Origin of the sequence: Burkholderia sp. FL-7-2-10-S1-D7 (genome assembly GCF_001524185.1) — a bacterium.
Classification (GTDB): Bacteria; Pseudomonadota; Gammaproteobacteria; order Burkholderiales; family Burkholderiaceae; genus Burkholderia; species Burkholderia diffusa.
The window spans coordinates 204009-221955 of the sequence record NZ_LOWY01000011.1; the positions used below are offsets into that span (position 1 = coordinate 204009).

The 17947-nt window shown below is 59.0% G+C and carries 19 protein-coding genes and 1 pseudogene; 9 read left to right on the forward strand and 11 right to left on the reverse strand.

The features are described 5' to 3' along the window. Nucleotides 1–497: 497 nt before the first annotated feature. A complete protein-coding gene (locus tag WS75_RS03695) occupies nucleotides 498–1280 on the forward strand; it encodes a helix-turn-helix domain-containing protein (protein WP_082729497.1) in 783 nt (260 codons plus the stop codon). 11 nt (nucleotides 1281–1291) lie between these two features. On the opposite strand, the gene WS75_RS03700 is transcribed toward WS75_RS03695, so the two are convergent. After that, nucleotides 1292–1513 (reverse strand): DUF3562 domain-containing protein, encoded by a 222-nt coding sequence (locus WS75_RS03700; protein WP_059679207.1) that lies wholly within the window; start codon nucleotides 1511–1513, stop codon nucleotides 1292–1294. 231 nt (nucleotides 1514–1744) lie between these two features. On the opposite strand from WS75_RS03700, the gene WS75_RS03705 reads away from it, so the two are divergent. After that, nucleotides 1745–2089, forward strand: a complete 345-nt coding sequence (locus WS75_RS03705) for a c-type cytochrome (RefSeq protein ID WP_373558495.1) — start codon at nucleotides 1745–1747, stop codon at nucleotides 2087–2089. A gap of 55 nt (nucleotides 2090–2144) precedes the next feature. After that, the gene (locus tag WS75_RS03710) at nucleotides 2145–2519 is read left to right on the forward strand and encodes a DUF3564 family protein (RefSeq protein ID WP_059679208.1); all 375 of its coding nucleotides are present in this window, start codon (nucleotides 2145–2147) and stop codon (nucleotides 2517–2519) included. A gap of 120 nt (nucleotides 2520–2639) precedes the next feature. On the opposite strand, the gene WS75_RS03715 is transcribed toward WS75_RS03710, so the two are convergent. The 3 genes from WS75_RS03715 to WS75_RS35030 all read right to left on the reverse strand — a co-directional run bounded on the left by WS75_RS03715 (nucleotide 2640) and on the right by WS75_RS35030 (nucleotide 4103). Further along, a complete protein-coding gene (locus WS75_RS03715) occupies nucleotides 2640–2951 on the reverse strand; it encodes a hypothetical protein (protein ID WP_059679300.1) in 312 nt (103 codons plus the stop codon). Between the two features lie 407 nt (nucleotides 2952–3358). Then, nucleotides 3359–3571, reverse strand: a complete 213-nt coding sequence (locus tag WS75_RS34020) for a DUF2964 family protein (protein ID WP_179948869.1) — start codon at nucleotides 3569–3571, stop codon at nucleotides 3359–3361. A 46-nt stretch (nucleotides 3572–3617) separates the two neighbouring features. Next, a complete protein-coding gene (locus WS75_RS35030; RefSeq protein WP_059679210.1) occupies nucleotides 3618–4103 on the reverse strand; it encodes a hypothetical protein in 486 nt (161 codons plus the stop codon). 455 nt (nucleotides 4104–4558) lie between these two features. On the opposite strand from WS75_RS35030, the pseudogene WS75_RS31465 reads away from it, so the two are divergent. Then, nucleotides 4559–4823 (forward strand): annotated as a pseudogene (locus WS75_RS31465) (helix-turn-helix domain-containing protein); the annotation flags it as partial. A gap of 224 nt (nucleotides 4824–5047) precedes the next feature. Here WS75_RS31465 and WS75_RS03730 read toward each other — a convergent pair. The 7 genes from WS75_RS03730 to WS75_RS03760 form a co-directional block, all read right to left on the reverse strand. Next, complete coding sequence (locus tag WS75_RS03730; RefSeq protein WP_059679211.1) at nucleotides 5048–5668, reverse strand: TetR/AcrR family transcriptional regulator; 621 nt, start codon at nucleotides 5666–5668, stop codon at nucleotides 5048–5050. Between the two features lie 863 nt (nucleotides 5669–6531). Further along, nucleotides 6532–7248 carry a TetR/AcrR family transcriptional regulator gene (locus WS75_RS03735; protein WP_257129314.1) on the reverse strand — a complete coding sequence of 239 codons (717 nt, stop codon included), beginning with the start codon at nucleotides 7246–7248 and terminating at the stop codon, nucleotides 6532–6534. A gap of 59 nt (nucleotides 7249–7307) precedes the next feature. After that, a complete protein-coding gene (locus tag WS75_RS03740) occupies nucleotides 7308–8156 on the reverse strand; it encodes a 3-hydroxybutyryl-CoA dehydrogenase (RefSeq protein ID WP_059679212.1) in 849 nt (282 codons plus the stop codon). Between the two features lie 23 nt (nucleotides 8157–8179). Further along, the gene (locus WS75_RS03745; RefSeq protein WP_059679213.1) at nucleotides 8180–9364 is read right to left on the reverse strand and encodes an acetyl-CoA C-acyltransferase family protein; all 1185 of its coding nucleotides are present in this window, start codon (nucleotides 9362–9364) and stop codon (nucleotides 8180–8182) included. A gap of 42 nt (nucleotides 9365–9406) precedes the next feature. Then, nucleotides 9407–10558 carry a thiolase family protein gene (locus tag WS75_RS03750; protein ID WP_059679214.1) on the reverse strand — a complete coding sequence of 384 codons (1152 nt, stop codon included), beginning with the start codon at nucleotides 10556–10558 and terminating at the stop codon, nucleotides 9407–9409. After that, on the reverse strand, nucleotides 10551–11012 hold the full coding sequence (locus tag WS75_RS03755) for a Zn-ribbon domain-containing OB-fold protein (RefSeq protein WP_059679302.1): 462 nt from the start codon (nucleotides 11010–11012) through the stop codon (nucleotides 10551–10553). Before WS75_RS03755 ends, WS75_RS03750 begins: the two co-directional genes overlap by 8 nt. Before the next feature lie 59 nt (nucleotides 11013–11071). Further along, nucleotides 11072–12457, reverse strand: coding sequence for an FAD-dependent oxidoreductase (locus tag WS75_RS03760; RefSeq protein ID WP_257129315.1), 1386 nt, complete (start codon nucleotides 12455–12457; stop codon nucleotides 11072–11074). Between the two features lie 361 nt (nucleotides 12458–12818). Here WS75_RS03760 and WS75_RS03765 point away from each other — a divergent pair, with 361 nt between their 5' ends. The 5 genes from WS75_RS03765 (at nucleotide 12819) to WS75_RS03780 (ending at nucleotide 17687) form a co-directional block, all read left to right on the forward strand. After that, nucleotides 12819–14000, forward strand: coding sequence for a porin (locus tag WS75_RS03765; protein WP_059679216.1), 1182 nt, complete (start codon nucleotides 12819–12821; stop codon nucleotides 13998–14000). A 184-nt stretch (nucleotides 14001–14184) separates the two neighbouring features. After that, nucleotides 14185–14991: an enoyl-CoA hydratase/isomerase family protein gene (locus WS75_RS03770; protein ID WP_059679217.1), complete on the forward strand. Its 807-nt coding sequence runs from the start codon at nucleotides 14185–14187 to the stop codon at nucleotides 14989–14991. Between the two features lie 17 nt (nucleotides 14992–15008). Further along, the gene (locus WS75_RS31470; protein WP_082729485.1) at nucleotides 15009–15356 is read left to right on the forward strand and encodes an EthD family reductase; all 348 of its coding nucleotides are present in this window, start codon (nucleotides 15009–15011) and stop codon (nucleotides 15354–15356) included. After that, nucleotides 15356–16153, forward strand: a complete 798-nt coding sequence (locus tag WS75_RS03775) for an SDR family oxidoreductase (protein WP_059679218.1) — start codon at nucleotides 15356–15358, stop codon at nucleotides 16151–16153. The genes WS75_RS31470 and WS75_RS03775 overlap by 1 nt, the downstream gene beginning before the upstream one ends. After that, complete coding sequence (locus tag WS75_RS03780; protein WP_059679219.1) at nucleotides 16146–17687, forward strand: class I adenylate-forming enzyme family protein; 1542 nt, start codon at nucleotides 16146–16148, stop codon at nucleotides 17685–17687. Before WS75_RS03775 ends, WS75_RS03780 begins: the two co-directional genes overlap by 8 nt. The last annotated feature ends 260 nt before the right edge of the window (nucleotides 17688–17947 follow it).

A 17947-nucleotide genomic window follows, 5' to 3' on the forward strand; every position in this document is an offset into this window, starting at 1 on the left:
CCTTTCCGATCCGGAACGGCGACATGCCGCACGATGCCGCGCTCGTGCGTCATGCGATGCAGCGCTAGCGGTTCGACGACGAGGACGGCATCTGACAGCCGACGACTGGCGCTTACCCCCGCTGGAGCACCCGGGCGACGCCAACGAGGGTTTTCGCCCGCCGCAGCCGTTGTCAGCATCCTCCTACAGCCGTTCTCCAAACCCTACGTGACTTTCCATCCGTGTCGATTTCGGTCCGGCCGCGCGCGAACCATACTGATCTGTATGGAGGTCCGGGTGCCGATCATGCCGTCGCCAGCGTCGCGCCGACGATAGCGCAGCACTGTTACGCGTACCGGATCGCCGCCCGCCGTCGCGCTGACTCAATCGCCAGGTTCCGAGCTGTGCACGGGCGGCAAATGACCAGAAACGAATTTTCGGCCAGATCGACCGTGCCGCTGCATGACGCACCCTCCATGCAGTGGCGCCGCACCCGACCGAGTGACGAGGAGCAGATCATGCCGACCGCCCAAGCCCACGAAAATGCCCGTCCCGCCGTCGCGTATGCGATGACGATCGCACTGCATCCCGTCGATCGGGACGAGCGAATGAAGCACCCCGGCGCGCACTGCTCGACCTGCCCGGTCCGTTCGGCGTGCATGCCGGCGGAACTCGACGATGCAGACCTGGCCATCCTCGACGAGGTCGTCTGCACGACCCGCTCGGTCAAGCGGGGCGAGTCGCTGTTCCGCGCGCACGATACGTTCCAGAGCCTCTATTCCGTCCGCACCGGCTCATTCAAGACGATCGTCATGCATCGCGACGGCCAGGAGCAAGTGACGGGGTTCCAGATCGCTGGGGAAACTCTCGGTCTCGACGGTGTGTGCAGCGGGCGCCACAACGGCGATGCGATCGCGCTGGAGGACAGCACCGTCTGCATCATCCCGTTCGGCCAGCTGGAGAAGGTTTGCGCCAAGGTGAGGTCGATGCAGCACCATCTCCACAAGATGATGAGCGGCGAGATCGTGCGCGAGTCGGGCCTGATGATGCTACTTGGCACGATGTCGGCGGAACAGCGCGTCGCGGAGTTCCTGCTGAACCTGTCCGAACGCTTCAGGGCGCGTGGCTATTCGTCGGCGGATTTCAACCTGCGCATGACGCGCGAGGAGATCGGCTGCTACCTCGGCATCAAGCTCGAAACGGTCAGCCGGATGCTGTCGAAATTCCAGCGCGACGGACTGATCGCGCCGCACGGCAAGCAGATCCATATCATCGATCTGGCCGGGCTCGCGCGCGTCTGAGCGCTGACCACCTATTCTCCCGGTTTCGGCCCCGGATACCCGCCTGCGGCATCCGGTGACCGCATGCGCAGGCTCAGGCGACGGATCGCGAATATCCGCACGTAATCATGCACGTGGGCATCTTTCGTCAGCGTCGCGATTTCGTCGTCGAGCATCCGCCGCAACGCGTCGTCCGAAATCGACAGGTCGCGCGCCAACGCCGCCAACGATGCGAACAACCGATCCTGGTTCATCACCGCCCTCCCGCAGGGACAAGGCCTTCATCCACGGTCGTCCTGGCTGAATCCATTGAAACGCGCGGCAGCGCCACCGCGCTTGACATGAGTCAACGCGCCCCGGATCGATGCGCGGCCGCGACCGCGGATCCAGCCGGCCGGCGAGGGTGTTCCGGAGTTTGACTTGCATCAATCGCCGGCCCGGGACCACGCATAGACTGGATCGGACTAATTGCCGGACACTGCGCGATGGCGAGCGCTCCTCTGACACGCATGCCGGGAGACCTGCTCGCCCTTGCGTGGCTCGCGGTTGGGACGGCGTCCGCCCGGGTGCCGGCGCCAGCCGCGTTCGTCGACCAGCAGCAATGTGCGTTCTGCTACACCGCCGACATGTCGTGCCTCGCACCGACGTTTCACGAGATCGCGGAACGGCATCGGGACACGCCGCATGCCGAGGACTTCCTCGCGAACAAGCTGAGACTGGGCGGCCGCGCGCACTGGGGCGACACCGCGATGCCGCTGGCCGCCGAGCGCGGCGGCTCGCGGTCCTCCGAGGACGCGCATACGCTGACTCACTGGGTCATGAGCCAGTAAAAGCGTCGGCCGCCGGTGACGGCGGCCACCCTCCTTCATCGATTCGGAGCCCATCGTGCGAATCACCCTGCATCTCGATACTTTCGCCTGCGACAACCCTTCGGCCTATGCCATTCTCTGGATCGACACGGCCATGCGCCGCTGGTCACGCGAAGGTCATGCGGGGATGGACCTGCCCGCGTGGGGGACGCTCGTCCGCGACGGCAGCGCCACTGTAATGACGGGGCCCGACAACGCCGGCGCCCTGTGCTGGCTCGACGATTTCGGTATCGACCCACCGTCCGCGCCGTTCGAAGGCCAGGCCGGCATCGCGCGCTGGCTGCGCGATGCCCGGCAGGCGCCCGTGCCTGGCGCATGGCGGGTGCAGTGCATCGACGAGACGGCGGAGATGCCGGAGCACGAGATATTCACGGGCGACGAGGAAGATTAGCCGGACCAGCGGCGCCGGCTGCGCCGCCCCCGTCGCCCGGGCGGATCGACTCACGCCAGGCGAACCGCGGCGGGCCGATGCGTCGCGCCGCGGCGAATCGTGCCCGATGCGCGGAACGTGTCAGCGCGGGTTCTCGTGGGGTTCGGCGGCGGCGGTCCCGGCGAGTTGCCACCCTGCAAGATCGAACGCCCGCTGCAGCGCGTCGAAGGGATCCGCGCCCGTCATATGCGGAACGGGACGGAATTCCCCGTTGCGGGTGATCAGATCGAGTCGTACGTCGTAGGTCGGCTCGCGGGTCGACATGCCCATCGCCTCGATCGCGAGATGGCAGCCGGCCAGTTGCATACAGAACGGCTCGAGGCGCATCAGCTGGATGCTCGCTTCCGCCTCCAGCCGAGCCGATCCAGCAAAGCCGAAGTAAGCGATCTGCATCCCGATTCCCATGTTCCGCTCCTGTTGATCGCACCGATTGACGGCGAGAGCCGGTTCTTCATCTTCAGTGTGGTGCGTTCGCAATGCCCGATTTCGTGCATCCATCTTCCGTGGCGCTGGGTTTGCATCGTTGATATGAGTCAAGCGACGGACATCGCCGCACGCTGTCCGCCAACCCGCGCCGGCCTCGAGAAGTCAGTGCCGAGCATCCAGCCGGCCGGCAGCGCGGCGGCAACCCGCCGCCGGCTCGTTCAGCTGGAGACGGTGCCGGCATCGGCGATCCGCGCCGGCAACATCCACAGGCCCGATCGGTGCGCGGGTCGGACAGCCGGACCTTCGGCGACACGCACGGCTGGCACCGCACGAAAGCCGGTGCGGCTTCATTCCGGGCGCCATCAGGCATCCGGCTACAGGCGATCGCGCCGGACCCGCACGACTCGCGGGATCGCGGGCCGCCACATCGCGATCAATCCCCCGACGCCCGAACAACAGGACAGCATGCCGACATAGAGCGCCCAGCCGTCGTGGGCCAGCATGGCGTGCACCGTTGCGATGAGCCCGGCTTGCGACGCGAAGATCGCAACGTTGGCAAAACACTGGCGAAAATCGTTGGGAAACATGCCGCTCTCCTGGAGAGGGATGACGACTACGACGTTTAAGGCATCCTCATGGGTAGCCCGGGCCGCGGAAATCATCGGCACCGGACAGCCGGCCACGCGCGGGAACCGCACGGCCACGCTGCCCGGCACTGCGCGCCGGATGCCGCGGCGGCGGCCTGCACGACGGCGGACCGGGTTCTGCACCCGCCCGCGCCGCCTGCCGCACGAAACCATCGAACGCGGCAGGCGAAGCCACACGTTCATCTTCGAAGCTTCGGAATCCGCAGCGTTGGCTTTTATCAAGCGCTGGCGCGGCTCCGGCTGTCCCTAGAAAAAACGCGGCGCCGCCCGGATTGCCCGCCTGCGCCGTCGACGACTCGCAGCGCCCCCGTTCGCGCCAGGCGATGCTGACCGCCTCGATCGCGCAGTCGACACCGATCCCGTCGGCCAAGGTCATGATCTCGCCAGCCGTGTCGCCCGCGCGAGCGTCGATGCAGTCGGTTGCGCCGAACCGGCGCGCAACCTCGAGCCGGTTCCAGTCGGGATCGATCATGATGATCCACCCGCTTTGATAAGCATACCGAATTGACCTACCGTGGATGCCGACTCAGTGAAAATCAACACGCGATCTGCATATAGAGGCCACCGCCTCCGCGACCCGCAGCGCGCTGAGTCGATGCAACCGTCGTCCAGCCATGTCGCCCTCCCTACCCACGAACCCACATCGCTACCCAAACTTCGTGAGGAAATAGTGCGGGACGTCAACGGTAGCCGCAAGCATGCCGCCACCCGCAAAACGCTTTGAAATCAGCGATGCAGAGGACGTCACCGGAAGAGATCGGAACAGGCCGGAAGGCCCATGTGGCGGAAGGCAGCCGACTACAACCATCTCTCGCGCAGACCCGCCGGGTAAGACTCCCGCAGTTGCAGATAGCCTCCTACCCACATTTGGCTCAGGGTCACACGATGGAAATTTCCACTTCCGGCCGGGACTAATTCCGGTTCAGGGTCAAGCCCAGCCGTGCAGCCGAACGGCTGGATTTGAGCGTGCGGCAAGTCGAACGCCTCGTGCTGCGCTATCGCGCGGCCGGCGTGGCCGGATTGGTGTCAGGCAAGCGTAGGCGCCCGAGCAATCACCATCTGCCTGCACGCAGGGCGCAACGCACGCTGGCATTGATCCGCGGCCGGCCTATGGACTCCACGCAAGCAACGCCCGCCGGAGATCGACCAACCGCGCAACCGCCGTGCATGCCTGGGCGAACCGACCCAGATCGTGTGAAACGGGCCAACCTGACACTGCAGGACTGGCTCGTCAAAGCGCTTGGGCTGCCCGGAATCAGCACATGGGAGGCCGCCAACGAGTATGCGCCCTCCTTCATCGCCGATTTCAATCCGACGCAGTTCGCGCTGCCCTACCCGGAGTGCGCTAGCATCGGAATCTGGATTCCAACCTGTCTCTCGCACACTCCCGGATACCTCGTTGCGGGCTGCCCATCATCATTTTTGACGTTTAATGCCGTCCAGTATCACCTGGCACAGCTTCTTCGCCATGACGTCGGGTGGCGATTGAGTCGCCATGCCTGGGTACCACTTGTAGGCCCAATTGCAAATCCCGAGGAAAGCGAAAACCGTGACGTCCGGATCGACTTTTCGGAGTCTGCCTGCGGCAATGCCGTCCGTGATGATTTTTCGAATCCGTTGGAAATACTCGCTCCTCCGCTTGCGAATCTGTTTACGGTGCTCATCTTCCAGATCGCTGTAGTGGTCCATGAAAGCCCGCACATATCCAGGATGCTCCGCAATTTGGCGAAGCGCAGAGGCGCAAGCCTTGACCAGTAGCTCAGCAGAATCAGCATTGGCTTCGGCATCAGCGTCCAGGTCGCCCAGCAAAGCGTCCATATGGATCTGATGCATCTCATAGAGGATTTCAGCCTTACTAGGGAAGTAGTGGTAAAGCGTAGGCTTGCCCATGCCAGCTTCATCGGCTAACATTTGCATCGTCATTTTATGGTAGCCGACTTTATCGAATAAATCGGCACTATGCAGGATAATCTCCAGCCGCCTTTCATCGTGTGCGGCGGTAGTGACTCGTGCCTTTGAATTTCTTCCCGTTACCATTGATTGACCTTTTCTGTTACCACCAGCTTTCCTGAAAGTAACGTCGTGCTTGCAACATATGCATACCGAAGCTGCTTGAAGAACAAGCGGATCGGCTCCGCCCGTGCTCCTGACTCGGCGGAACCGAGCCCGACGATGAGCGCTGATTCGCAGCGACGACTGAAGTGCGCCGGCCGGTGTCTGGTTCTAAAGCAGCTCAATCCATCGACATCCACCAAGTTGATGCGCTGCTCCAGAGCGGCGGCGCTGTCCACTTTCGGCCTTGTCTACCTGTGATATCGATTCACGCTAGGCGATTTTAGCATGCCCCCTCGCCCCCGACGGTACAGCGACCCTGGCCCGTAGAATAGCGCGCGTGTATCGCGAGTCGGGCCTTTCGTTGGGCCACAAGCGCCCCCGTCGAAGCACGTCTGCCGATTTTCAGCGCGAAGGCGAGCCTGCGGCACGATCGCAGGCTGTCCGTCGGTCTCGACGTACACAAGGAATCGATTACGGTCGCGTATGCGCCCGGGACCGATGGCCTGGCTGGGCCGCACGCCCAGCCGAACACCCGTCGACAAGAAGCGCCGCCAACGCAGCATCACGAAGAATGGCAACAGCTACGCGACAAGGCTGCTCGTCGAAGTCGCATGCAACTCCCTGCACCCGGCGCCCGTGATCCACCGCCGAGACGTACTGCTACGTCGCCCTCAGGAAATTCCAGCAATATGAACTCGACAAAACGATGCCGATTGACACCGGGAGCCATATCAGCCTCAATCCCATCCGATTGATCTCAAAACGGCTTGCTCCAAGCGCTTGGCGCGCCGGCAGCGTTATGTATAAGCCGATGGACTTTACATGCTAGGGCTTTGGTCAAAACCTTACGTGGCCACCAGACCATCAAGGATAACTTGGCAAAGTTTTTCGGCCATTTCGCGCGGCGGATGCTCTGAGGCCATACGCGGGTACCACTTGTAAGCCCAGTTGCAAATTCCCAGGAACGCAAAGACGGTGATATCAGGATCATTGTCACGGAAGGCACCAGAAGAAATCCCGTCAGTGACAATCTTGCGAATACGCTTAAGGTACTTGTCGCGTAGCTTTCGGATCTGCTCACGATGCTCATTTTTCAGATCACCATAGTGATCCATGAATGCTCGCACATATCCCGGATGCTCAGAAATTTGGCGCAAGGTGGACGCACAGGCTTTAACCAGTAATGATGACGCGTGCGTACATCCATCGCTCGCATTCTCCAGGTCCTCTATCAGAAGTTCCACGTGCGCCTGGTGCATTTCAAAAAGAATCGCAGCCTTACTAGGAAAGTAGTGGTAAAGCGTGGGTTTGCCCATTCCAGCTTCGTCAGCCAACATTTGCATAGTCATCTTGTGGTAGCCCACCTTGTCAAACAGGTCGGCACAGTGATCGAAGATTTTCAGTCTTTTCTCACCATGCTCAGCCGTCATTGTTGCCCTATCCTTATCCTTCATTTCCTTGGCTTTCTCTTTTTTATCCAGTGCGCTAGCAAATATTGCACGGAAACCACCTTGCGCAAAACCTACCCGCCAGTCCCGATCAAGAATGGAAAGCATCCACATGATAATGCTGACGCCTGCGATTCCACTTTAAATCAGTCAGACCATGATCGGTCGCCTCCTTAATACTGATAGAAGCCCTGACCTGATTTTCGCCCCAGATATCCGGCATCGACCATCTCCTGAAGTAATGGTGCCGGTCGATATTTAGAATCGTTGAAGCTCGTGTACAGCACCTCTTGCACCATAAGCAATGTGTCGAGGCCGATCAAGTCTGCGAGTGCGAGCGGGCCGATAGGATGATTCGCCCCGAGCTTCATGCCCTTGTCGATGTCTTCGGATGAAGCCAGTCCTTCTTGAAGCGCGAAAATGGCTTCGTTGATCATCGGGACCAGGATACGGTTGACGGCAAAACCCGGACTGTTTTTAGCCACAATTGCCGTCTTGCCGATAGTCTCAACGAAGTCGTTCGCCACTTCGAGCGTCGAGCCATCCGTCTGGAGGCCTGCAATCAGTTCGACCAGCGTCATGACCGGTACTGGGTTGAAGAAATGCATACCGATGAACCGGCCAGGATTCGAGACCTTCGACGCGAGCTTGGTAATTGAGATCGAACTCGTGTTGGTCGCTATCACGGCCGCCGAACCCACTGACGCGTCAATCGACTTGAGGATCTTCTGTTTGATGTCCGCGTTCTCGGTAGCAACCTCAATCACGATCGAAGCACTTGAGAGGTCGGAATACGTCATCGTAGTCTTGATACGGCCAAGAGCAGCGGACTTCTCTTCGGCGCCCATCTTCTCCCTCTGTACCAGACGGTCGAGGCTCTTGCTAATCGTGGACAGGCCGCGCTCCAATGCTGCATCCGACACATCGAGCATAACGACGTTGAAACCTGCTGCGGCTGCGACTTGGACAATGCCATTGCCCATCGTACCCGCACCGACTACACCAATAGTCTTGTTGTTCATGTTCAGCGTACCTTTATATGGGGTTAAGCGCGTTCGAAGATCGCTGCAATGCCCTGCCCACCGCCAATGCACATCGTGACCAGTGCGTAACGACCACCAGTACGTCTAAGCTCTGCGAGAGCCTTGGTCGTAATGATCGCGCCGGTAGCGCCTACCGGATGGCCTAGCGAGATACCGGAACCGTTCGGGTTGACACGAGCGGGATCGAGACCCAGTTCACGAGTCACTGCCAGCGCTTGCGCGGCAAACGCTTCGTTAGCTTCGATGACATCCAGGTCGTTAATCGATAGGCCGGTGCGGGACAGCACGCGTTGCGTTGCCAAGACCGGGCCGATACCCATATACAGCGGCTCGCACCCGCTATGAGCGTAACCCACGAGTCGAGCCATCGGAGTCAGGCCCAGCGAATTCACTGCGCGCCCCTCGGCCAGAACGACAGCACCCGCGCCATCGTTCAACCCTGACGCGTTACCTGCGGTAACAGTGCCGCCATCTTTCTTGAACACGGGCTTCATCTGGGACAGCGACTCGACGGTAACTTCAGCCTTTGCGTGCTCGTCGGTGTCAAAGGCTACAACACCCTTACGCGTTTTGATCTCGACGGGGACGATCTGATTCTTGAAGCGACCTTCACGAATTGCATTCACTGCACGCCGTTGGCTTTCGGCTGCGAGCTCGTCTTGTTGTTCGCGCGTAATGCCATAGCGAGCCGCGACGTTCTCAGCGGTAATCCCCATATGCACCTTCTGCCACGGATCATGAAGAATACCGTTCATATAGTCGACCATACTCGTATCGCCCATCCGTTGCCCCCAGCGAGCAGTCGGAACGATGTAAGGGCCGCGCGACATAGATTCGGCACCGCCGCCAACAGCGACTTCGCAGTCGCCGAGCGCAATCGACTGAGCCGCGCTAATGATGGCTTGCAGCCCCGAACCGCAAAGTCGATTCACGTTAAATGCCGGGGTATCTTCTCGCAAACCCGAATCGATAGCGACGACACGCGACAGGTAGGCATCACGGGGAGCGGTCGGGACGACGTTGCCCATCACCACGTGACCGACAGTGTCAGCGGGCACGGCATGACGATCCAGCACCGCACGAACGGCAGTTGTGCCGAGCGTAATGAGGTCGATGTCCTTGAGCGAGCCACCAAAGCTTCCGATAGCGGTACGTGCCGCTCCAACTACGAAGATTTCACGATCCATCTTGAATCCTGTTCTGTTGCGATAGCTGTTGAGCAAGAGCAGTTAACCGCGTTCGAGAATAGAAACGCCGCTCACTCCGGGTGCACCGTATACATGTGTATAACCCAGTCGCGGGTTGTTCGGCACCTGGCGCGCCCCTGCCTGCCCGCGGAGTTGCAAACTGATTTCGATTACTTGACGCAAGCCAGAAGCACCGACAGGCTCACCATTTGCCAGGCATCCACCATCGGTATTGATAGGCAGACGTCCGTTGATTTCCGTCGCGCCTTCGCGGAGCAATTTTTCTTGTTCGCCATGCTCACAAAATCCATTTTCCGCCATGTGGATTATTTCCGACCCGGAATCAGTATCCTGCAATTGAATAACGTCGATATCTTCTGGCCCGACGCCTGCTTCCTCGAAAGCCGCTTTAGACGCTGTCACTGTCGGAGCCGGCACCTGTTGCGCCATCAGTGCGGGACTGAAGACTTCGAACGAACCGTGATGACGGGTTCTGACCGCCGCCGAGCGGATGATCACGGGATGAGCTTGATACTTCTTTGCCAGCTTGGCCGAGCACAGGACGATAGCTGCACCACCCTCTGCCGGATTGCAGAACATGAACTTGCGAAGAGGCAGGCTCACGGCGCTCGATTCGGCGACTTGCTCGTAATCGAGCGCCTGCCTGCGCCATGCGTTCGGATTCAGTGCTCCGTTGCGCGATGCACGTTGAGCGACCCGAATCAGCGCATCCTCCGTAATGCCGTATTCGTGCATATAGCGACGAGTCTTCATCGCGAAGAACTGAGTAGTGAGCATCAAACCCGTTTCGCCATACCAGTCTTCGAGGCCCCAGTCTTTAGGCATCGGATTGAAAGCCCCACGCGGATGCTTATCAAAACCAACGGCAATGCCAATGTCGGCCGAACCCGAACGGATCGCGGCAATGACGGCTGCGAGCGATGATCCGCCCGTCGCGCAACCATTGGCTACGTTGACGAAAGGCAGGCCAGTGAGACCCAGATCGTTAGCAAGCGCATCCGCATTGCCCGCGTCCTGCGAACCGCCGTATGCGACTTGAACTTGATCCCACGTAATACCCGCGTCTTTAAGCGCCTCTCGCACCGCATGAGCGCCCTGCGCTCGACCCGATACACCATCGAAGCGCCCGAATCGGTGCATGCCAACGCCAATGATCGCGACATCGTTACTCATTGCCTACCCCCTTGATATCGGATTCTGCTGGCGAGAACACAAACGTCACGAGGCTAGCGCCCTCAGACGTTTTCCCATAGGTCTCGAGCGACATCGCCATCGACGCGCCGATTTTCAACTTATCGGCGTCAGCAACAGACAAGCGACTCTCGATCTTGATACCACTAGGCATTTCGATATAACCAACACCATACGGCTTGAAATCAGCCTCGATCTCGCCGCTGTTGTAGGGCGCCTTGGGCAAGAAGCTCTGGATCGTCCACGTCCACAACGTTCCGTGACGCCCAAAATTAAATCGATTTAGGTGCGTGCTGGTGCAGCGCGTACACCCAGACGCAGCGGGGAAATAGGTTTCACCACAGTCGACGCACTGATTACCTACCAGAGTCGCGGTGCCATTTACATCTCGCTCAATTGACGATGGACAGACTAGTACAAAATTATCAGCATTCATGTTTAGGCTGTTTTCCATGGTGGTTCAGGTAGTTTTTGCAACTACCTGGGCTGCAGTACTTATTTCCAGCCAGCCGTTTGAGCTGCCGTGATACCAAACGTTATAGCCAGTGCAAGACCACCCGCGTAGCCGATACCGTATGCGCCACCGGCATCCGAACCTGCTGCGAGAAGACCCGGAAGCACCGCGCCATCTTCCTTGAGCACGCGCGCATCGGAATCGATCATCAGACCACCGAACGTAAACGTGATTGCTGGATACACGATGAGCGCGTAGTACTCGCCATCCAGCGGGATCGCAGATTCACGCCGAGGAGGATTCAGGTTTTCCCAATCGTTGATCGATCCTTCCTGATACTCGGCCAGACTCTTCACAAGTTGCGCGCCGTCGAAGCCGTGAGCCGTCGCAAACCTCGCCAGTTCAGCAATGTCCGTCGTATGTACGCCCTCACCACCGTTCTCGATAGCGACCTTGTATTTGTCCAGCGGGGGCGCGGAAAGCACGACGTGAGCCGTCGCGTACGTTTCCTGAATGCGCTTGTCCCAAAGCAGGATAGCGCGTGCGTTGGATTCGAAAACCGTGCGATACGTGTTCGTATGATCGCCTTCCGTTTCATCGCAGTAACGGAAGCCCTGTTCATTGAACAGCAGCGAGTGGTCGCTGTGATATTGGCTGAGACCCGTGTAGTAGCGTTCCTCGCCCCAGTTCGGGCTCTTCGTCACCAAGTGACCGTAGAAACCCTTGTTGTTCTTGTCGAAGACGCCACCGGCGCCGGTACCCAGACGGATACCATCACCCCGCGAAACCTGGTTGGAACGCAGCAGAAGGTTGCGCGCGTTTTCATGGATATTTTGTGCACGGAGCTCGGCCGAGCCCTGATAACCGCCCGTGGCAAGAATAGTGTTTTCGGAGATGACATCTACAACGCCATCGGCGCATACAGTGCGAGCCCCGATGACTTTCCCTGCGTCGTCTTTGAGCAGTGTTTCGGTCGTCGTCTCGTATACGACATAGCCGCCCCCCTTTTCCACCATCTGAATGCAGTCGTCCAGATGGTGGATCAGATCGATTGCGTAGCCACGGCCATGCAGCACACTCATCGCCGGACTGACCTGAATGCCGCGTGAGCGCATCCAGGAAAGCGCCCGAGGATAGGTATCGAGCACAACATCGCCCAGCCTGGGATCGCCGCAGCCATACATCGACATCTTGGAAGCGGAAGTCGCTGTCCAAAGAACGCCGCCGCTCAATACAGCCGAGCCACCTCGCGTCGACGCTTTCTCAACTACGACAACGCGTGCGCCCCGCTCAGCCGCCCAACCGGCGGCAGACAGTCCCGCCATGCCGGAGCCGATGACCAAGAGGTCGCATTCCATTGTTTCGTGACCCACACTGCCTCCTTCAGACCCATGCAGATTCAAATTGAAAAACTTCTTGACACCCATGCCCGAGATCGCCTCTCATAGCAACCAATGCTACTCGACCGACTGGTCGGGCGTCAACCAAAACGACGCACGAGCCCGGCGCCGCAGCGCACAACAGGCAACCTCATGGTTACCCGTGTTGACACCTTATATTGGCGTCAAGTAGATTCGCCACCGCCGTGAGTGCCGCAGTAGTACTGCAGTAAATTTATCTAGTCGATATCTTCGTTAATTAGAAGTACATATCATTACTAAAGCGATCGGTCGTCTTCACTTCCGTCAACGATTCCTGTCGCTGAGCGCGACCGCCAGTCCGCACTCTTTACGTTTGTGGTTAGCAGAAATTCCCCAAAATAATATGAAGACTTGGAGACACATAGGCATGAAAAAGAAGCTTCTCGCTTTAACCGCACTTGCTTCGTTTGCTCAAGCAGCGCACGCGGAATCCAGCTTGACGATGTACGGCATCGTGGACGCCCCTCTCGAGTTCGTCACTCACCAGGCATCGGGCGCGCCAACCTTGGATGCAAACGGCCTTCCCATTCCGAAGCCAGGCGGTAATCGTTGGTCGCTGAACTCGAGCGGCGGCCTGTCGAACTCGCGATGGGGCTTCAAGGGCAAAGAAGACCTCGGCGGCGGGCTGTCGGTATTCTTCCAGTTGGAGAACGGCTTCGGCCTCACCAGCGGCCAACTCCAACAGGGCGGTCGCATGTTTGGTCGTATGGCCTTCGTCGGACTCAAGTCCGCCGACTGGGGCGCTATCTCGCTCGGTCGTCAGTACACGACGCTGCTCGAAGTGATGGCGACGCTCGGACCGATCAATTTGGCAACGATGTACGAGCCGGTCACTGTCCAGACGGGCAGCAACTACCGCCAAGACAGTTCGATCAAGTATGTCGGCAATTTCGGAAAAGTGATGGTCGAAGGCCACTACAGCTTTAGCGCGGCCCAAGTAAACTTTAATGGACGTCCGGTCGCCAACAGCGGCAACGGTCAGATCCCCGGCCACTTCCACGACAATACGGCATGGGGTATTGGCGCCACCTATACTGACGGCCCGATGCTGTTGGCGTTCGGCGTCGACCAACTCTTCCCGTCAATGTCGACTACGGGCGCCGGCGAAAACTGGAATGCCACCAAGATCGCTGTGGGCGGCAGCTATATGATCACAAGCAACCTGAGACTCATGGGCGGCTACAGCTTTGGACGCACCACAGACCAGAACAGCCATGTCGTTTATCGCGGCGACTACTTCTGGACGGGTGCTCAGTATTCCTTTACACCTTTCATCAAGAGCGGTCTCGGCCTCTACTACAATCGTCTGTCAACGATGAAGACGAGCGCTACCGCAGCGGATGGTCGTATCGGCAACCCGTGGCAAATCAGCTTCTTCACGAGCTACCTTTTTTCGAAGCGCACCGACGTGTACTTCGTCACGTCATATGCCCGTAACGCGGCTCAAGACATGGATAACACGGGCAACAGCAACATCGACGCCTACTACCTCACGCAAGGCGCGAAAGACCAGCTTGGCGTGACGATCGGCATTCGTCACCGCTTCTAATCGAGAAGCTCCCCCTCAGGACCCTCTTCGCTGTTTGCAACGACTAAGTATTGACTTTGTGAGTGGCGATGGTAAATTTATCACTCGACCGCACGGTCGGTCGAGATCTCGGATAGGGCTTTACCCTCTTCGGGGAAAATCTAGTATCCAACACTGCACTGTTATGACAATCACAGGAACTGACATGAGCGACGTGACCCAAGAGAAGGACGTGATCCAGTACGAAGTAGCTGACAACGGCATCGCCACGATTTGGCTGAATCGCCCGCACGTTCGCAACTGCGTGAGCCCGCAACTGCTGAAGGATCTCGAAGCTGCCGTTGATCGTGCAGCGGAAGACAACAACGTTCTCGCCGTCGTGTTCCGTGGTCGCGAAAACACGTTCTGCGCAGGCGCCGACCTCGGCAAGCTCGTCGGCCCGGTGCTGCAAGAAACGTCCACGTCGCTGCAACTCGCAATCGACTCTGCACGTACGTACGACAAGATCTTCAATATGAAAAAGCCGACCATCGCCGCCGTTGATGGTTACGCAGTCGCTGGCGGTTTCGAGCTCATGATATCGTGCGACTTTGCACTCGCAACCGAAGAAGCCAAGGTTGGCGACTTCCATATTCGCCGCGCTCTCTTCGGCGGTGCAGGCCCGATCTATCGCCTGCCGCGCATGATCGGTACGCGCAAGTCGAAGGAACTGATGCTCACCGGCAAGCTGCTGACGGGCAAGGAATGCGTCGAATGGGGCCTGATGAGCGCATGCGCGCCGCGCGCTGAGTTCGACCAGCTGATCCAGGACTTCTGCGCACCGCTGATCGACAAGTCGCCGTTCTGCATGTGGATGACGAAGATGGCCGTCAACCGTGGCCTCGACGCGGACACGAACAGCCTGATCACGCTCGAAACGATGACATGCAATGTCGTCCACCACTCGGAAGACGCCAAGGAAGGCGTGCGCGCATTCCTCGAAAAGCGTCAGCCGAAGTGGGTCGGTAAGTAAGCAGACGGAGAACGATAATGACTGTAAGCCTTGTAATTTTGGCCTCTCGCCCGCCCGAGTGGACTGTTGAGCAGTTCACGACGTGGTGGCGAGGTGAACATGCCGCGTATGGCCGGAAGTTGCCGGGCTTGCAGGCATATCGCCATGGGGTGATTGTGCACGACTACGATCACCCTGAAGGGCCTGCGTACGACGGTCACGCAGTTCTGACGTTCCCGGATCGCCCGACACTCGATGCAGCATTTGTATCGCAAGAATGGAAAGATGCAGTGGCTCACGTGGGCCGTATGAAGGGTAAGCGTATTGCGCTGATTACCGAAGAAGCAGATATGTTTGCGCTTCATGCCCCTAAGGAGGACAACTGATGACCACTCTTGAAAAAGGTTTCGTCGCGCAAAGTTTTCGCCTGGACGGCCGCGTTGCCGTCATTAATGGCGGCCGCGGTGATATGGCCATCGCGATGGGCGCAGCACTCGCTGACCTCGGCTGTCGCGTGGTCTTCATGTCTCGCAAAGTAGAAGAATGCGAGGCCGTGGCAAACGACATCGGACGTCGCTTCGGTGTGTGGACCCTGGGCCTGCGCTGCGATGTCTCGAACGAAGCCGAAGTCGAGGCCGCCGTCACCCGAGTTGTCGAAGAACTGGGGCAAATCGATATTCTCGTCAACAACGCAGGCGCTTCATGGTGGGGCCCGCCTGAAGACATCCCCCTCTCGGGCTGGCAGAAGGTGATGGACGTAAATGTGACCGGCACCTTCTTGGCCTGCCGTCATGTTGCTCGCCACATGATTGCCCGCGGCCAAGGCGGTTCGATCATCAATGTAGCCTCCGTCGGTGCATACCTGTCCTACACGCCAGACAAAGGACAAGTCGTTCCGTACACAACAAGCAAGGCCGCGATTGTCCATCTGACAAGCAATCTCGCTGCGCAGTGGGCCTCGCACGGCATTCGTGTGAACGCGATTGCGCCCGGCTCAATCGAAACTGGAATGACGAAAACGGTTCCTGAGGATCAGAAGGCGAAACTGCTGAATGACATCCTCTTGCGTCGGTTCGGCAAGCCCATCGAGCTGACGGGTACAGTCGCTCTACTGGCGTCTGACGCCGGCGGCTTTATTACCGGACAAACATATATCGTAGACGGGGGACAGACAATTGCTTAACAACCGAATTATCGAATATTCAGTCGAGGGGTTGACATGGACTGACGCCTCGCTGTGGCAGCAGTTCAATGCGCTGCACGAGGCAGACCCACAAGCACTCGCGGCCGTGGACGGCACGGCTCGCGAATGGAGTCGCTCGGAACTCTACGAGATGGCGACGCGGATAGCGAAAGAACTGAGCGCAAGCGGTGTCGGTGCATACGACCGCGTGATGGTCGAAGGCCGCAAGACTGCGAATATCCTCGCCGCAGCGCTCGCGATCTCCAGCGTTGGCGCCGTTGCCTGTCCCTATACACCGGATCTCGGCAAATCAGAACGCGGTGTCATCGAACAGCGTCTAGGTCACGTCGCGATTATCGGTTCGTCGGAAGTCGACGCAAAGGCCATCCCCGGTGTCGAAGGGCTTTACCTCAGTCTGTGCGAACGTCAAGATCGCACGTGGGACGATGCCGACAAGAAGGCCGCGCTTATCGCCTTCACTTCCGGCACGACGGGTATCCCGAAAGGTGTGATGCATTCTGTATACGGGATGAATTACGCTACGCGTGCCTGCGCCAAGGTTGCTGGTCTCGAGCCCGGTGACGCGATTGTCGGCGTCGTGCCCCTCGGAAGCGCACCCGGTTTCACGTTCACGCTGCACTTCAGCCTGTCGCTGGGCCACCCGTTGATCATCGTTGATGCGTGGGACCCTCGCCGCGCGCTGGAGCTCATGGACGCGCACAACTGCCGTTGGGGTATGTGTGTTCCGACACACCTGCACACCATGGTCGAGTGTGCTCGTTCTGGCCAGTGGACGAAGCGTAGCCCGCTGAAAGCGCTCGCAGTCGGCGGTTCGGCCATGACCTCGCAGCTGATCGCAGACGCTGACGCACTGCTCGGCATTCCGGTATTGCGTATGTACGGCATGTCCGAGTGCATGGGTCATTGCAGCGCCCTGCCCACGGACTCGCTGGAAGTACGTCAAAACTCGGACGGTAAGCCCTTCCCCGGCACTCAGGATCAAGCCCTCGACGCTCAATTCAATCCCTTGCCCGTCGGTGAGCGCGGTCAAGCAGGTGTCAAGGGGCCGTCGCTGTTCCTCAAGTACGCGGAAGGACTCGGCAGCCAAGAGTACCGACTGACGGGGAACGGTTACTTCCTGACTGGCGATGAAATCATTGTCGGCCAAGATGGCTATATCAAGGTTGTTGGCCGCTTGAAGGACCAGATCATTCGCGGTGGATATAACGTCGACCCGGCGGAAGTCGAAGCCGCGGTACTCAAGCATCCTGCCATCGAAGACGCGGTTGTCGTCGGTGTGCCTGACTCGAAGCTTGGTGAGCAAGCGTGCGCTATCTGTGTCATCCGGTCAGGTTTCCCGACCTTGCAACTGGCTGATTTGACCGCTCATATGGAAGCTGTCGGGCTGACGAAGAAGAAGTGGCCCGAGCATCTTGTGATTGTCGACAAAATGCCTGTCACCACTACCGGCAAGGTCGACAAGAAGACCTTGCAGAAGAACGCGATTGCCCTGCTGACCGCAGGCCACATCTAGCGCTCTGAGCAATAAAAAGAGCCGCTTGGATGTTGGGGCCCTGCATTTGATGGCGCGGATCGAGAATGAGCCTTTGCGCTCTGCGACCCTCCTCCTCAGTACTTCACTGTCAAGTTAGTGACCTTCAGGCTGATATGGCTCCCGGTGTCAATCGGGATCGGTTTTTCGAGTCCATACAGCTGGCATTTCCTGAGGGCGACGTAGCAGTACGTCTCAGCGGTGGGGGTTGCAGGCGGCTTCGGCGAGCAGCCTTGTCGCGT

Excerpts from the sequence above, each read along its gene's own strand:
- WS75_RS03700 (WP_059679207.1), bottom strand. The coding sequence starts at position 1,513 with ATGAACCAGGATCGGTTGTTCGCATCGTTGGCGGCGTTGGCGCGCGAC.
- WS75_RS03770 (WP_059679217.1), top strand. The coding sequence starts at position 14,185 with ATGAGCGACGTGACCCAAGAGAAGGACGTGATCCAGTACGAAGTAGCT.
- WS75_RS03775 (WP_059679218.1), top strand. The coding sequence starts at position 15,356 with ATGACCACTCTTGAAAAAGGTTTCGTCGCGCAAAGTTTTCGCCTGGAC.
- WS75_RS03715 (WP_059679300.1), bottom strand. The coding sequence starts at position 2,951 with ATGCAGATCGCTTACTTCGGCTTTGCTGGATCGGCTCGGCTGGAGGCG.
- WS75_RS34020 (WP_179948869.1), bottom strand. The coding sequence starts at position 3,571 with ATGTTTCCCAACGATTTTCGCCAGTGTTTTGCCAACGTTGCGATCTTC.
- WS75_RS03745 (WP_059679213.1), bottom strand. The coding sequence starts at position 9,364 with ATGGATCGTGAAATCTTCGTAGTTGGAGCGGCACGTACCGCTATCGGA.
- WS75_RS03765 (WP_059679216.1), top strand. The coding sequence starts at position 12,819 with ATGAAAAAGAAGCTTCTCGCTTTAACCGCACTTGCTTCGTTTGCTCAA.
- WS75_RS35030 (WP_059679210.1), bottom strand. The coding sequence starts at position 4,103 with ATGATCGATCCCGACTGGAACCGGCTCGAGGTTGCGCGCCGGTTCGGC.
- WS75_RS03695 (WP_082729497.1), top strand. The coding sequence starts at position 498 with ATGCCGACCGCCCAAGCCCACGAAAATGCCCGTCCCGCCGTCGCGTAT.
- WS75_RS03755 (WP_059679302.1), bottom strand. The coding sequence starts at position 11,012 with ATGAATGCTGATAATTTTGTACTAGTCTGTCCATCGTCAATTGAGCGA.
- WS75_RS03705 (WP_373558495.1), top strand. The coding sequence starts at position 1,745 with ATGGCGAGCGCTCCTCTGACACGCATGCCGGGAGACCTGCTCGCCCTT.
- WS75_RS03750 (WP_059679214.1), bottom strand. The coding sequence starts at position 10,558 with ATGAGTAACGATGTCGCGATCATTGGCGTTGGCATGCACCGATTCGGG.
- WS75_RS03735 (WP_257129314.1), bottom strand. The coding sequence starts at position 7,248 with ATGTGGATGCTTTCCATTCTTGATCGGGACTGGCGGGTAGGTTTTGCG.
- WS75_RS03740 (WP_059679212.1), bottom strand. The coding sequence starts at position 8,156 with ATGAACAACAAGACTATTGGTGTAGTCGGTGCGGGTACGATGGGCAAT.
- WS75_RS31470 (WP_082729485.1), top strand. The coding sequence starts at position 15,009 with ATGACTGTAAGCCTTGTAATTTTGGCCTCTCGCCCGCCCGAGTGGACT.
- WS75_RS03760 (WP_257129315.1), bottom strand. The coding sequence starts at position 12,457 with ATGGGTGTCAAGAAGTTTTTCAATTTGAATCTGCATGGGTCTGAAGGA.
- WS75_RS03730 (WP_059679211.1), bottom strand. The coding sequence starts at position 5,668 with ATGGTAACGGGAAGAAATTCAAAGGCACGAGTCACTACCGCCGCACAC.